At 73.6% G+C, this 13725-nt stretch carries 11 protein-coding genes and 1 rRNA gene; 5 read left to right on the top strand and 7 right to left on the bottom strand.

What is annotated here, in order from left to right; translation table 11 throughout:
* Nucleotides 1-11: 11 nt before the first annotated feature.
* The 6 genes from ACTWP5_RS28300 to mtrA form a co-directional block, all read right to left on the bottom strand.
* Nucleotides 12-752 carry a response regulator gene (locus tag ACTWP5_RS28300; RefSeq protein ID WP_443224020.1) on the bottom strand — a complete coding sequence of 247 codons (741 nt, stop codon included), beginning with the start codon at nucleotides 750-752 and terminating at the stop codon, nucleotides 12-14.
* A gap of 165 nt (nucleotides 753-917) precedes the next feature.
* Nucleotides 918-1610, bottom strand: a complete 693-nt coding sequence (gene hpf / locus ACTWP5_RS28295) for a ribosome hibernation-promoting factor, HPF/YfiA family (RefSeq protein ID WP_443223993.1) — start codon at nucleotides 1608-1610, stop codon at nucleotides 918-920.
* Nucleotides 1611-1931: 321 nt separating this feature from the next.
* Nucleotides 1932-2651: a ComF family protein gene (locus ACTWP5_RS28290; RefSeq protein WP_443223992.1), complete on the bottom strand. Its 720-nt coding sequence runs from the start codon at nucleotides 2649-2651 to the stop codon at nucleotides 1932-1934.
* 244 nt (nucleotides 2652-2895) lie between these two features.
* Complete coding sequence (locus tag ACTWP5_RS28285; RefSeq protein WP_443223991.1) at nucleotides 2896-4749, bottom strand: LpqB family beta-propeller domain-containing protein; 1854 nt, start codon at nucleotides 4747-4749, stop codon at nucleotides 2896-2898.
* Nucleotides 4739-6724 carry an MtrAB system histidine kinase MtrB gene (gene mtrB / locus ACTWP5_RS28280; RefSeq protein ID WP_443223990.1) on the bottom strand — a complete coding sequence of 662 codons (1986 nt, stop codon included), beginning with the start codon at nucleotides 6722-6724 and terminating at the stop codon, nucleotides 4739-4741. The genes ACTWP5_RS28285 and mtrB overlap by 11 nt, the downstream gene beginning before the upstream one ends.
* Before the next feature lies 1 nt (nucleotide 6725).
* The gene (gene mtrA, locus ACTWP5_RS28275) at nucleotides 6726-7403 is read right to left on the bottom strand and encodes a two-component system response regulator MtrA (protein ID WP_347584395.1); all 678 of its coding nucleotides are present in this window, start codon (nucleotides 7401-7403) and stop codon (nucleotides 6726-6728) included.
* 280 nt (nucleotides 7404-7683) lie between these two features.
* Between mtrA and ACTWP5_RS28270 the strand changes: the two genes are divergently transcribed.
* The 5 genes from ACTWP5_RS28270 to ACTWP5_RS28250 are packed head-to-tail and all read left to right on the top strand — an operon-like array spanning nucleotide 7684 to nucleotide 13455.
* Nucleotides 7684-9075 carry a DUF7544 domain-containing protein gene (locus ACTWP5_RS28270; protein WP_443223989.1) on the top strand — a complete coding sequence of 464 codons (1392 nt, stop codon included), beginning with the start codon at nucleotides 7684-7686 and terminating at the stop codon, nucleotides 9073-9075.
* A 4-nt stretch (nucleotides 9076-9079) separates the two neighbouring features.
* Complete coding sequence (locus ACTWP5_RS28265; RefSeq protein WP_443223988.1) at nucleotides 9080-9754, top strand: DUF4129 domain-containing protein; 675 nt, start codon at nucleotides 9080-9082, stop codon at nucleotides 9752-9754.
* A complete protein-coding gene (locus tag ACTWP5_RS28260; protein WP_443223987.1) occupies nucleotides 9751-11166 on the top strand; it encodes a DUF4350 domain-containing protein in 1416 nt (471 codons plus the stop codon). Before ACTWP5_RS28265 ends, ACTWP5_RS28260 begins: the two co-directional genes overlap by 4 nt.
* A complete protein-coding gene (locus ACTWP5_RS28255; RefSeq protein ID WP_443223986.1) occupies nucleotides 11163-12128 on the top strand; it encodes an AAA family ATPase in 966 nt (321 codons plus the stop codon). Before ACTWP5_RS28260 ends, ACTWP5_RS28255 begins: the two co-directional genes overlap by 4 nt.
* A gap of 19 nt (nucleotides 12129-12147) precedes the next feature.
* On the top strand, nucleotides 12148-13455 hold the full coding sequence (locus ACTWP5_RS28250) for a DUF58 domain-containing protein (protein WP_443223985.1): 1308 nt from the start codon (nucleotides 12148-12150) through the stop codon (nucleotides 13453-13455).
* A 146-nt stretch (nucleotides 13456-13601) separates the two neighbouring features.
* Here ACTWP5_RS28250 and rrf read toward each other — a convergent pair.
* Nucleotides 13602-13719 (bottom strand): 5S ribosomal RNA (rrf, locus tag ACTWP5_RS28245).
* Between the last annotated feature and the right edge of the window lie 6 nt (nucleotides 13720-13725).

Below are 13725 nucleotides of genomic sequence, written 5' to 3'. Positions count from 1 at the left end.
CGCCGCCGCGTCTACCCCGTCTCGAGGTCGAGGATCTTCTCCCGCATCGCGTAAACCACGGCCTCCATGCGGGAGTGGAGCTGGAGCTTCTCCAGGATGTTGCGGACGTGGTTCTTCACGGTGTTCTCGCTGATGAAGAGCTCCTTGGCGATGTCGCGGTTGTTCCGCCCGGTGGCCACGAGCTTGAGCACCTCCATCTCGCGGTCGGTGAGCCGGGGAGCCGGCACCAGGCGACGGTCGTCGGTGCGCTGGATCATCGACTTGAACTCCGTCAGCAGCTTCGCCGCCATGGACGGGCTGATCTGGGACTGCCCGTCCGCGACGGCGCGGATCGCCGCGGTGACCTCGTCGGTGGAGATCTCCTTCAGCAGGTATCCCGTGGCGCCCGCCTTGATCGCGTCGTAGAGGTCGGCCTCCTCGTCGCTGATGGTCAGCATGATGATCCGCGCGCTGGGGGCCACCTCCTTGATGGAGGTGCACGCCTCGATGCCGCCTCGTCGCGGCATCCGAACGTCCATCAGCACGATGTCGGGCAGCAGGTCGGCCGCCTTCTCCACCGCCTCGGCGCCGTCCCCCGCCTCCCCCACGACCTCGATGTCCTCCTCCTGGGCGAGCACGATCTCCAGCCCACGACGGAAGAGCTCGTGGTCGTCGACCACGAGCACGCGAATCGGCTCCCGCGTCGTGCCGCCGCCGGTGTCCGCGGGCTCCGCCGCGGCGCCCCTCCCCCGCTCACCCAGCCCCCGGGACATCGCGGGCCCGAAGCCATCCACCATCGTTCGCCCCCTCCACGCCGAGAACTCACCAACCCAGCCAACCGGGCGGCGCGAGACATCGGTTGGCACGCTCATGATTCCATGAGAACCCCTGGCCGGATCGGTCTCCGGCCAGGGGTTGACGCGTGGAGCCACGCGGAATCAGCCGCCGACGGAGCCTCCCGCGTCTCGCGGCTCGCTCTCCGCCAGCGGGTCCGTCTCCAGGTGGAGGACGCCGTAGTCGTAGCCGTGCCTCCGGTAGACGACGCTCGGCAGCTTGGTCTCCGCGTCGACGAAGAGGAAGAAGTCGTGTCCGACCAGCTCCATCTCGTACAGGGCCTGGTCGAGCGACATCGGGGCCGCGGTGTGCGTCTTCTCGCGGACCACCAGCGGTCCGTCCCCCTGGACCTCGAGCCCGCCGATCTGCCGCACGGCGGGCGCCTCGCCCATGAGGCGCTCGGCGGCGAACTCGCCCTCGCCGTTGAGCGGGGCCGCGTCGCGCATGACGGTGCCGACCGCGCTGGCCGGGACACGGCCCCGTCCCCTGCGGCAGCTGCGCCGGTCGTTCTGCCTGCGCAGCCGTGCCTCCAGCTTCTCCACCGCGAGGTCGAGCGCGCCGTACGGGTCCGCCGCGGACGCCTCCGCCCGGACGACCGGGCCACGGTGCCTGAGCGTGATCTCGACACGGTCGGAACGGTCGGCCTGGCGTGGGTTCGGTTCCTTGGAGACCTCCACGTCCAAGCGGGTCACCTTGCCGTCGATCCTCAACAGCTTGTCCAGCTTCAGCTTCTCGGCGACGTGCCGCCGGAATCGGTCCGACACCTCTGTCTTACGGCTCTTGACGACGATGTCCACGCAGAACTCCGTTCCCGGACGGCTCCGCTGGGCGGAGCACGCCCTTGGTACACATCAGCCGGGAGGGATCCGTGCCCGGGAGCCCCTCCGGCACTACCTCGGGGTTGGGACTTTCACCTCCTCCTGCCCAGCGGGAAGATCGACATCCCCCGGACAGCGGGACGATCAACGAGGCCGGCCGCGAGTGACGACGACCGGTGGCAGTCAGCGGCACGTCCCGAGGCGGCCCGGGGACCATATGCTCTTATGTCGAGATGGACGTTGGATAGCGCATCTCTGCCTTGTTCCGAACGTACCTCCACGAGGCGCGGCCCGGCACCCCTACCGCCCCGTATGCCAGGGACGGGCGGCGACGACCGCCGCGCCCACCAGCCCCGCTCCTGCCGCCGTGACCACCCGTGCCGCCTCGGTGAGCGAGGCTCCCGTGGTGACCAGGTCGTCCACCAGCAGCACCGGCTCGTCCGCCCCCAGCGCGCCGGGCGCGACGACCAGGGCTCCCGCGAGGTTCCCCCGCCGCTCCCCCGCCCCGAGTCCCGACTGGTCGACGACGCCGCGCCGCTGCCGCAGCACCGAGCGCACCCGCACCGCCGCCCCCTCCCGCCGCAGCACACCCGCGGCGACGAGCGCGATGCGGCGCACCGGATCGTGTCCGCGCCGCGCCGTCGCCTGCCGCGCCGACGGCACGGGCACCAGGCTCAGCACTCCTCCTCCACCGGGCGGCACCGCGCACCGGCGGCGCGCCGCCACGGCCGCGCAGACCGCCCGGACGCTCGTCGCGAGCGCCCGCCCGAGCGGCACGGCCAACGCCAGCACGCCGCGCTCCTTGTGCGCCAGCAGCACCGCGCGCGCCCGGTCCGCGTAGTCCGTCGCGGCGAAGACGGGCGGCAACCCGCGCGGCTCCGGCACCGGACGGAACCGCCGCGCCGGCCCCTCGCACAGCTCCCGCCGACACGGCTCGCACAGCACGACGCGCCCCGCGCCGCAGCCGGCGCACGCCGTGGGGAGCACCAGGCCGCAGACTTCCTCCCACCAACCCCTCATGTCACCCAGAGTGACGGACCGGCGGCCAACGCGCCACTCGTCCCGCCACGGTTCACCCGCACGAGCGATCACCCAGCCAACACTGTGCGCACCCAAGCAGACACTCGGAGTCTCCGCGACGAACCGGCCTCGAAGGCGGCGCGGACCGGAGCGCCCCGCCGCCCCCGAGGACGTCGGTCGAGCAGGTCAGTGCGCAGGCTCGGTGCGCAGCTCAGCCCTGATACAGACAGGTCGGTGCGCCGGCTCAGCCCGGATAGAACGGCCCCGAGGTGTGCCCCGAGGGCACCAGTCGCCACTGGGCGTCGTCCTCCAGGATGGCGATGCCGTCCTCCGTCTCCGCCAGCAACGACCTGCCGTCCTCCTCCGCCGCCGCGACACCGATCACGTCGTTGAGCCCCGGCATGGTCGGGGTGGTGTCGGCGAAGCCGTCCGTGCTCACGTACTGCCACTGCTCGACGCCGTCCACCGGCCGCCCCACCACCATCAGCCTGCTGTCGCCCGCCCACGACGCCGCCGCGACGTTCTCCAGACGGGGCGCCACGGGCCGCAGCCCGTCCACGGCCACCTCCGCGGCCTCGCCCCGCCCCGTGCGCTCCACGCGCCCCAGCAGAAGCTCGGTGTGCTCGTCCTCGCGCACCAGCATCGCGACCCTGACCCCGTCCGACGCGACCCGCAACGCCTCGACCCGCTGCCCCTCCCGCAGGCCCACCACCGGAACCTCCTGCGGCGGCCCCTGGCCGCTGGGCAGCCGCAGCAGCCGCTGCCCCGCCGGGTCCCGGTCGACGACCCACAGGTCCCCCAGACCGTCCCAGCTCGGCGCCGTCAGCCCCGCGTCGTCCTCCCCCGTCGAGGGCCGGGTGTACACCGGCTCCGGCAGCGTGTCGCTGCTGGAGAGAGCGGCCACGAAGAGCGCCGTGCCGTCCTCGCTCACGCCGGCCGCCCACTCCTCCGTGCGGCTGACCGCCGCGTCCCGCAGCGGCGCGTCCCCCCGCCCCAACGGTCCGGAGACCGGCGTCACGATCGTCGTGTCCCCGGCCGACACCGCCACCAGGCGCCCCTGGTCGTCGATGAAGTACGGCTGGCCGAGGTCGCCCTCCAGCAGGCCCGGGTCGTACATGCCCGCGTCCCCCCGCTCCAGCGCGCACAGCTGCGTTCCGGCGCGGTTGGCGATCCTGACCTGGCCCACCTCCGCCGTCGTCCACACCTCCCGGACCGAGTGCAGCAGCTGGGCGCCCATCCGCTCGCAGCTGGCCCGTGACCAGTCACGCGGCACACCGGTCAGCCGCACCGTGAGCATGCCCGAGTCGTCGATGGCCGGGCGCTCCCCCTCGGCGAGGGCGACGCCCTCCGGGAACGCCGTCGTCACCACGGGTTCGAGCCACGCGCTGGGCCCGGCCAGCAGCGAGGCCACGACCTCCGTCAGCGGATCTATCCGCCGGCGCACGTAGACCGGGTCGGCGACCAGCACGTTCTCGCCGTTGCCCACCCGACCCGCCTCGGAGCCCAGGTCGGCGTAGTAGTACGCGTCCACGGAGCGGTAGTTCCGCCGGAAGTCCGCCTCGCCCATGATCAGGCCGGGCGGCAGGTCGTCGATACGCCACTCCTCGTCCACCTGCCGCAGCGTGAAGATGGCCGAGAACGTCGCCTCCACCGGCGTGTAGACGTGCGCCGCGTCCACCGTGGCCAGCTGCGTGCCGTTGACCTCGACGATCATGACCTCGCCGCTGCCGTCCGGAGCGGTCTCGGTGAACGGCGACGACAGATGGGGCCCCGAGGCGAGCACGGTGGTGCCCTGGAACGGGTCCCACGTGCGGCGCTGCTCGGGCGTCAGGTACTCCGTGGCCGTGTCGAACTCCGCCTCGTCGCTCGTGATCGCCTCCAGGAACCCGCGCACGATCTCGTGCGGCAGCGCTCCCTCCTCTGGGCTGACGCCGAAGACGCGGACCTGGGACTCGCCCTCGGCACGCTGCGAGGAGTCCACCGGCTGCACCGGCCCGCTGCTGGGCATCGACGCGCAGCCCGCCAGCACCAGCGCGACCACGGCGAGGACGGCCCCGCGCCGCCAGCGGACCACGCCGCCGTGTCGTTCAGACCTCACGGCCTCCGCCCTCCCCGTCGGCGCCGCCGACGACACCGACTCCGCCCGTTCCGTCGACCGCGCCCGCTCCACCGGCCATGCCGGCCACCCCGTCGGCACCGGACGCCGCCGCCATGGTCCCGACGCCACCCTCGTACTCCTCGTCCCACGCCCGCGCCGGGGCGGGAACGCCCGCCCCTCCGGGGATGCCCTCGCTCCCCACCGGGTCCGTACCGTCGGCCCGCGGCACGCCGGCCACCCCCGCCGCCACGGCCGCCGCGGCACCACGCCTGGCCCGCGAGTCGTGCGGCTCCAGCGGCAACGGAGAACCACGCAACGAGCCGCCCACCGAACGCGGCAGCGTCAGCCGGAACTGCGCCCCGCCACCCTGTTCACCCCACGCCTCAAGCTGCCCCCCGTGCAGGTGCGCGTCCTCCACGGCGATCGACAGCCCGAGGCCGGTGCCGCCGGTGGTACGCGCCCGCGCCGGGTCGGCGCGCCAGAAGCGGTTGAAGACCCGCTCGGCCTCTCCCGGCTTGAGCCCTATGCCGTAGTCCCGCACCGCGATGGCGACCGGGCCACCGTCGCCGCTGGCCGCCACCCGCACCACCACGTCGTTGCCCTCACCGTGCTCGATGGCGTTGACCACGAGGTTGCGCACCACCCGCTCGACGCGCCGCGGGTCGACCTCGGCGACGACCGGCAGGGCGTCGCCCCGCACCAGCAGCCGGCTGCCCCGGCGCTCCGCCAACGGCTCGGCGCCCTCCACGACCCGGTGCACCACGTCCCGCAGGTCGGTGTGCTCCGCCTCCAGGTGGGCTGCGCCCGCGTCGAACCGGCTGATCTCCAGCAGGTCGGCGAGCAGCGACTCGAAACGGTCGAGCTGGCTGATCAGCAGCTCCGCCGAGCGCGCCGTCGCCGGATCGAACTCGGTGCGCGACTCGTGTATGACGTCGGCCGCCATCCGCACCGTCGTCAACGGCGTGCGCAGCTCGTGGGAGACGTCCGAGACGAAGCGGCGCTGCATCCGCGACAGCTCCTGCAGCTGCTGGATCTTCACCTGGAGGTTGCGCGCCATCTTGTTGAACGACTCCCCCAACCGGGCGATGTCGTCCTCGCCGCTCACCTTCATCCGCTCCCGCAGCTGGCCCGCGGCCAGCCGCTCGGCGATCCTGGCCGCCATCCGCACCGGCGTCACCACCTGCCGCACCACGAGCCACGCGGTCGCGCACAGCAGCACCACCACGAAGAGACCGGCGGTGGCGATGGTGCCCGCGACGAGGCTCAGGGACTTCTCCTCCTGGGTGAACGGGAAGAGGTAGTAGAGCTGGTACTGGTTTCCCTGGTTGTCGGTGAGGAGCCTGCCGATGAACAGCCCGGCCTCACTCGAGCCGTTCTTGTAGTGGATCGTGCCGTACTGACGGTGGATGGCGGTGCTGTGGTCGACCGCGTCCCGCAGCTCGGTCGATATGGTCTCGTCCACCTCCAGATCGGCGGAGGCCCGCGGCGCGCGCGGCGCCGCCCCGTCGTCCCCCGGCGACGGCGTGCCCAGGTCGGAGCTGAGCGCCACCACGTGGTACACGCCCTGCCCGCCGCTGGCGAGCTGCTGCACGATGCTGGTCATCCAGTTGCCGGGCAGCGTGGCCTGCCCGGTGCCGGCCTCGGTGGACTGCTCGGGATCGGTGGCCATGTTCACCGCCACCGCGAAGCCGCCCTCGGCCTGGCTCTGGGCGGTCTGCCGCTTCGCCTCCAGCAGGCCGTTGCGCACCTGGCCGATGACCACGACGCCCAGCACCAGCACCACCGCCGCCGACATCAGCAGCGTGCTGGCCACGACCCGCAGCTGGATGTTCCGCCGCCACAGCCGCATCAGCGACAGCACCGGGCCACGCGCCCATCGGCCGATGATCCGTATCGCGGGCTGGGCCCGGCCGCCGGTCGCCGTCGCGCCCTCGGACAGCAGCCGGGAGCCGTGCCGCCACAGCCGGTCGGTCACCTCAGCTGGATCCGGCCTTGTAGCCGACGCCACGCACGGTCACGACGATCTCCGGACGCTCCGGGTCCTTCTCCACCTTCGACCGCAGCCGCTGGACGTGGACGTTGACCAGCCGGGTGTCGGCGGCGTGGCGGTACCCCCAGACCTGCTCCAGCAGGACCTCGCGGGTGAAGACCTGCCAGGGCTTACGCGCCAGCGCGACCAGCAGGTCGAACTCCAGGGGCGTCAGCGAGATCGCCTGGCTGCCGCGCTTGACCGAGTGTCCCGCCACGTCGATCACGAGGTCCCCGATGGCGAGCTGCTCGGGGGTCGGCTCCTCGGAGCGGCGCAGCCGCGCCCGGATGCGGGCGATCAGCTCCTTGGGCTTGAACGGCTTGACGATGTAGTCGTCGGCGCCGGACTCCAGGCCCACGACCACGTCCACCGTGTCGCTCTTCGCGGTGAGCATGACGATCGGCACCCCGGACTCGCCCCGGATCAGCCGGCAGACCTCGATGCCGTCCCGACCGGGCAGCATCAGGTCCAGCAGCACGAGATCCGGCTTGATCTCCCGGAAGGCGGCCAGCGCCTTGTCCCCATCGGCCACGAACGACGGCTCGAACCCCTCGCCGCGCAGCACGATGCCGAGCATTTCCGCCAGCGCGGTGTCGTCATCGACGACGAGTACGCGTCCCTTCATGCCATCATCATCCCATTTACCTGATCGTGACTTGTGAAACGTGACCTGGAACACATGGAACACGCGACCATGGGGCGCGTCTGGTCGACCGAGGACCCCGGGCCGTGGAAGACCTCTCCGGGGGAGAGCACGGATTCGGCCATTCGCACAGTGTGCCCGTCCGACCCCCCGACCCGGAAACCGGGAGGCCCGGTAGCGCGGGCGCCAGCGTCGTAGCGCCGTGGCACGATGGGCGCCAGAAGGCCGTTGAACGAGCGACGGCACGCGGGAGGGAGAGATCGTGAACGACAGGCCGGGTTGGGCCTCGCCCGGATCGCCGTCCCCGGACGACGACCGGAACGACGCGCCGCCGAGCGGCGCGCCCGCGGCGCCGCAGGGCTGGGGCGACGCTCCGCACCCCGGCGGTCGTGACGCCGCGCCCGGCGCCGGCCACGAGGCCCCGGCCACGCCCGGCCGCGAGGCCGACGGGCCCGATGAGGACGCACCACGTCCCGAGCCCACCCCCACCCCCACTCCCACCCCCGCCCCGCAGCACGCTCCCGCGCCGCACCAGGCCCAGCCCCCGCTCCAGCCCGGCTGGGGCGGCGCACCCCACCAGGGCTGGGCCGGCCAGCAGCAGGGCTGGGGAGGTCAGCAGCAGGGCTGGGGCGGCCAGCACGGCGCCTGGAGCGGCTGGAACCCACAGGCGTGGGCCGCCAAGCCCGGCGTCATCCCGCTGCGCCCCCTCGGCGTCGGCGAGATCCTCGACGGCGCGGTCTCCACCGCCCGCGCCCACTGGCGCACGGTGCTGGCCATCGCACTCGGGGTGGCCATCGTCATCCAGCTCATCTCCACCATCGCCACCCGCGTCTGGCTCAGCGACAGCTCCGGCCTCCAAGCCCTGGAGGACAACCCCAACCCCAGCTCGGAAGAGCTCCGCGACGCCTTCACCGACCTCTTCGCGTTCTTCTCGGTGTCGGGCGTGGTCGCGCTGCTCGGCAGCGTCCTGGCCACGGCCATGCTCACGATCGTCGTCAGCCGCGCCGTCCTCGGCCGCGGCGTCACCACGAACGAGGCGTGGCTGGACTCACGCCCCCTGTTGCTGCGTCTCCTCGGCCTCACCCTGATGGTGATGCTCGTGGCCGTGGGCGCGGTCGCCGTCCCGCTCGTGCTCGCCGCCCTCTCGGGCAACGTCGCGGCCGTCGTCATCGCCGCGATCGCCGGCATCGTGCTGGCCGTCTGGCTCTGGGTCCAGTTCTCCCTGGCCCCGCCGGCGCTGATGCTGGAGCGGCAGGGCGTCATGCCGGCCATGCGCCGCTCCTGGAAGCTGGTGCGCGGGTCGTGGTGGCGCATCTTCGGCATCACCCTGCTGATCCAGGTGCTGGTCACGATCGTCGTCGGCATCATCGAGTTCCCCGTGGCCATCCTCGCCGGCGTCATCGACGGGCAGGGTGCCGACAGCCTCTTCGGCGGCTCCATGGGCGAGCTGAGCTGGACGTACCTCACCATCACCGGCATCGGCGCGGTCATCGCCTCCGCCATCACGCTGCCCATCTCCGCCGGGGTCACCGCCCTCCTCTACATCGACCAGCGGATACGCCGCGAGGCGCTGGACCTGGAGCTGGCCCGCGCGGCGGGCGTCGACCATCCGGGCAAGGGCGCGCCGGGCGCTCCGGGCATGCCGGGGAGCTGACGCCATGCCGGTCGCGGTGGCGTTCCCCGTGGACGAGCCCGGCCCGCCGGTCGTCGTGGGCCGTGACGCGGCCCGTGAGGCCGCCGAGCGCGAGCTGTCCCGGCAGATCTACGCGGAGCACGAGCCCGGCCTGTTCCGACGCGTCCTGGGCTGGCTGTGGGAGCGCCTCTTCGGCGTGCTGGAGTCGGCGGCGTTCGCCGTTCCCGGCGGCTGGGTCGGCCTGCTCGTCATCGTGGCCCTCGTGGTCGGCTTCCTCGTGGCCCTGCGCCTGCGCCTGGGGGCCCTGCGCAACGCGGCGGGCCCCGGCCGACGGGGAGCGCTCTTCACCGACCGGCCGCGCACCGCCGCCGAGCACCGCGCCGCCGCCGCGGAGCACGCCCACGCCGGCCGTTGGGACCAGGCCGTACAGGAGCAGCTGCGCGCGATCGTCCGCTCCCTCGAGGAGCGCGCCCTGCTGGAGCCCCGCCCCGGCCGCACGGCCGACGAGGCCGCGGCCGAGGCCGGCCTGCCCCTCCCGGCACACGCCCGCGAGCTGCACGCCGCCGCCACCACCTTCGACGGGGTCACCTACGGCGACCGCCCCGCCACCCCGGCCGACCACGCGCGGCTGCGCGAGCTCGACGACCGCCTGCGCCAGGCCAGGCCCGACCTGACCGCCGTCACAGGGACGGCGCGATGACCCCCACCACCGCCGGCCGCACCAGCCCCGCCGACGGCGTCGAACCGACCGGACCCTCCGCCCCTCCACAACCGTCCGCACCACCCGGTCCGCCCAGATCCTCCGGCGCGTCCGAGGGCCCCGCAACGACAGCCGTCTCCCCCGACGCCCGCCAGCTCTGGCGCAGCGGACGCGGCCTCCTGGTCGCCGCCGCGGTGCTGCTGGCCACGGGTCTGGTGCTCGGCCTGCTCAACGCGGGCGACGACGGCACCCTCCATCCCCGCTCCGCCACCCAGCACGGCAGCCGGGCCGTCGCCGAGTTGCTCGCCGACCACGGCGTCGACACCACCCTGGTCACCACCGCGGCCGAGGCGGCCGACGCGGCGGGCCCCGACACCACCGTGGTGGTGGTCCGCCCCGACACGCTCACCGACCGGCAGCGCGCCACCCTCGACCGAGCGGCGGCCGACAGCGGCGGACGCACCGTGCTCGTCGCCCCCGACCAGGACACCCTCGACGTCCTCACTCCCGGGATCAGCGCCCCCGGGCCCATCGAGGCCACCGAGTTGGCCCCGGACTGCGTCACCCCCGACGGCGCCGCAGACGCGGCCCCCGGGAGGCGAGCCGGCAGCGCCCTGCTGGGCGGCGGCTTCCACGCCGAGGGGCCGCTGCCGCCCTCCGTCGTCTTCGCGTGCTACCCCGTCCCCGAGGCCCCGATCCCGCTGCCCACCCTGCTCGCCCTCGCGGCGGGCGACGGCGGAGACACCGTGCTGCTCGGCTCCCCTCACATCCTCTACAACCAGCACCTCGGCGAGGCGGGCAACGCGTCCCTCGCCCTCCAGCTCCTCGGCACCCGCCCCCACCTCGTGTGGTACATGCCGTCCGCGGCCGACGCCCCCGCCCCCGGCGAGGAGCGGAGCCTGACCTCCCTCCTCGACCCGGGCTGGCGTTGGGCAACGTTGCAGCTGGGCATCGCCGCGGTCCTCACCGCCCTGTGGCGCGCCAGGCGCCTGGGCCCCGTGGTCACGGAGTCCCTGCCCGTCACCGTCCCCGCCGCGGAGACCACCGAGGGCCGCGCCCGCCTCTACCACGCCACACGCGCCCGAGGCCGCGCGGCCGACGCGCTGCGCGCCGCCAGCCGGGGCCGCCTCACGTCGCTGCTCGGACTCCCCACCACCGCCATGGACGCACGCGACGTGCTCCCGTCGGCGATCGCCGCGCGCGTCGCGGACAGCCCCAGCGTCGTGGACGCCCTCCTCTTCGGGCCTCCCCCGGCCGACGACTCCGCCCTCATCCGTCTCGCGGACGAGCTCGACGCCCTCGAAGGCCGCGTCGCCCCCCGCCCCGGGCCGGCCGCCCGCCCTCCGACCACCACCAGCCCGCCCCCCGCGCCCTCAGCCGGGGACGAGAACGACAAGGACGCACGCCCGTGACCGCCCCCGCCGCTCAAAGCCCGCACGCCTCGCTCGAAGCCCTGCGCGACGAGATCGGCAAGGCCGTCGTCGGCCAGGACGCCGCCGTGACCGGCCTGGTCGTCGCCCTCCTCTGCCGGGGACACGTCCTCCTGGAAGGCGTCCCCGGGGTCGCCAAGACCCTGCTGGTCCGCACGCTCGCCGCCGCGCTGACGCTCGACACGAAGCGTGTCCAGTTCACCCCCGACCTCATGCCGAGCGACGTCACCGGCTCCCTGGTCTACGACGCCCGCACCGCCGAGTTCTCCTTCCAGGCCGGCCCGGTCTTCACCAACCTCCTCCTCGCCGACGAGATCAACCGCACGCCCCCCAAGACCCAGGCGTCGCTGCTGGAGGCCATGGAGGAGCGCCAGGTGTCGGTCGACGGCGTCCCCCGCCCCCTCCCCGAGCCGTTCATGGTGGCCGCCACCCAGAACCCCGTCGAGTACGAGGGCACCTACCCCCTGCCGGAAGCCCAGCTGGACCGCTTCCTGCTGAAGCTGAACCTCCCGCTGCCCAACCGCCAGCAGGAGATCGACGTGCTGACGCGTCACGCCACCGGCTTCGACCCGCGCGACCTCGCCGCCGCCGGCGTCGGCCCCGTCGCCGGCCCCGCCGATCTGGCGGCGGCGCGCGCGGCCATCGCCGAGCTCACCGTCTCGCCGGAGGTCACCGGGTACGTCGTCGACCTGTGCCGCGCCACCCGGGAGTCCCCGTCACTGGCGCTCGGCGCCTCACCGCGCGGCGCGACGGCCCTGCTGGCCACCGCCAGGGCGTGGGCCTGGCTCTCGGGCCGCGAGTTCGTGATCCCCGACGACGTGAAGGCCCTCGCCCTTCCCACGCTGCGACACCGGGTCCGGCTGCGCCCCGAGGCGGAGATGGAAGGCGTCACCCCCGACAGCGTGATCACCGGCCTGCTGTCCCACGTTCCGGTCCCACGCTGACCGGCTGGAGCCGCTCCCCATGGCACTCACCGGACGCACCGCACTGCTGGCCGCCGTCGGCGCCCTCGTCGTCGGCCTGATGCCAGGCTGGCACGGTGTCCTCGCCGTCGCGCTTCCCCTCCTCGCGGCCGTGCTCTACGACCTGGCGAGGGCGGCGCCCGTGCGTGCCCTGGTCCTCACGCGCGGCGGCGACACCCGTGTCCGTCTCGGCGAGACGGCGAGGGTGCACCTCACCGTCACCAACCCGTCGTCCCGGACCCTCCGCGCCGACCTGCGCGACGCCTGGCCGCCCAGCAGCTGGCCGGCGGGAGCCGCGTTCACGGCGTCCCGGCACCGCCTCACGGTCCCCGGCGGAGAACGGCGCAGGGTGACGACGGATCTCTCGCCGACGCGGCGAGGCGGCCGCGAGGCCGTCCGCGTCACGGTGCGCTCCCACGGCCCGCTGGGCCTGGCCGCACGTCAGGGCAGCCACGCCGTGCCCTGGACCGTGCGGGTCCTGCCGCCGTTCACCAGTCGCAAGCACCTCCCGTCGAAGCTGTCGCGCCTCCGGGAACTCGACGGCCGCACCACGGTCCTGACCCGGGGCGAGGGCACCGAGTTCGACAGCCTGCGGGACTACGTTCCCGGCGACGACGTCCGGTCCATCGACTGGCGCGCCACGGCCCGACAGTCCACCGTCGCCGTCCGCACCTGGCGGCCCGAACGCGACCGCCACCTGCTGCTCGTTCTGGACACCGGCCGCACCTCGGCGGGCCGGGTCGGCGATGTGCCACGGCTCGACGTCGCCATGGACGCGGCCCTGCTTCTCACGGCTCTCGCGTCGCAGGCGGGGGACCGGGTGGACCTGCTCGCGTTCGACCGCCGGGTGCGCGCCTCCGTGCGTGGCCGGACGGGAGCGCAGCTGTTGCCGTCCGTGGTCCAGGCACTCACCCCGCTGGAGTCCGCGCTCGTCGAGACGGACACCCGTGCCATGGCGGCCGCCGCCCTGGCCGAGGCACCACGACGCTCGCTCGTCGTTCTCTTCACCGGGCTGGACGCGGCGCCCGTCGAGGCTGGACTGTTGCCGGTCCTTCCGCAGTTGACGCGTCGCCACACGGTTGTGGTGGCCGCGGTCGCCGATCCCCGTATCGAGGAGATGGCCCGCTCGCGGGGCACCATCACCGGCGTCTACGAGGCCGCTGCCGCCGCGCAGCACGAGGCGGAACGTCGCCTCACCGTCTCACGGCTCCGCGCCCTCGGCGCCACGGTCGTCGAGGCACCGCCCTCCTCCCTTCCCCCGGTCGTGGCCGATGCCTACCTCTCCCTGAAGGCCGCCGGAAAGCTCTGACAAAGCCCTCGCTCGGAGCACGGAATGTCAGCTCCCGACCAGGGAACCGCACGGGCGACAAACCGTCAGCGGGCGCGACGCGTACGACAACAAAAAACACGAGTGCCTGGAAGCTGAATCAGCTTCCAGGCACTCGTTCAATATTTGTTCGGCGGTGTCCTACTCTCCCACACGGTCCCCCATGCAGTACCATCGGCGCAGGGAGGCTTAGCTTCCGGGTTCGGAAAGATAACCGGGCGTTTCCCTCCCGCCATGACCACCGAAACACAA

The organism is Streptomyces sp. 4N509B (assembly GCF_052245655.1).
Lineage (GTDB): Bacteria > Actinomycetota > Actinomycetes > Streptomycetales > Streptomycetaceae > Streptomyces.
This window is presented reverse-complemented; position numbering and strand designations above follow the sequence as displayed.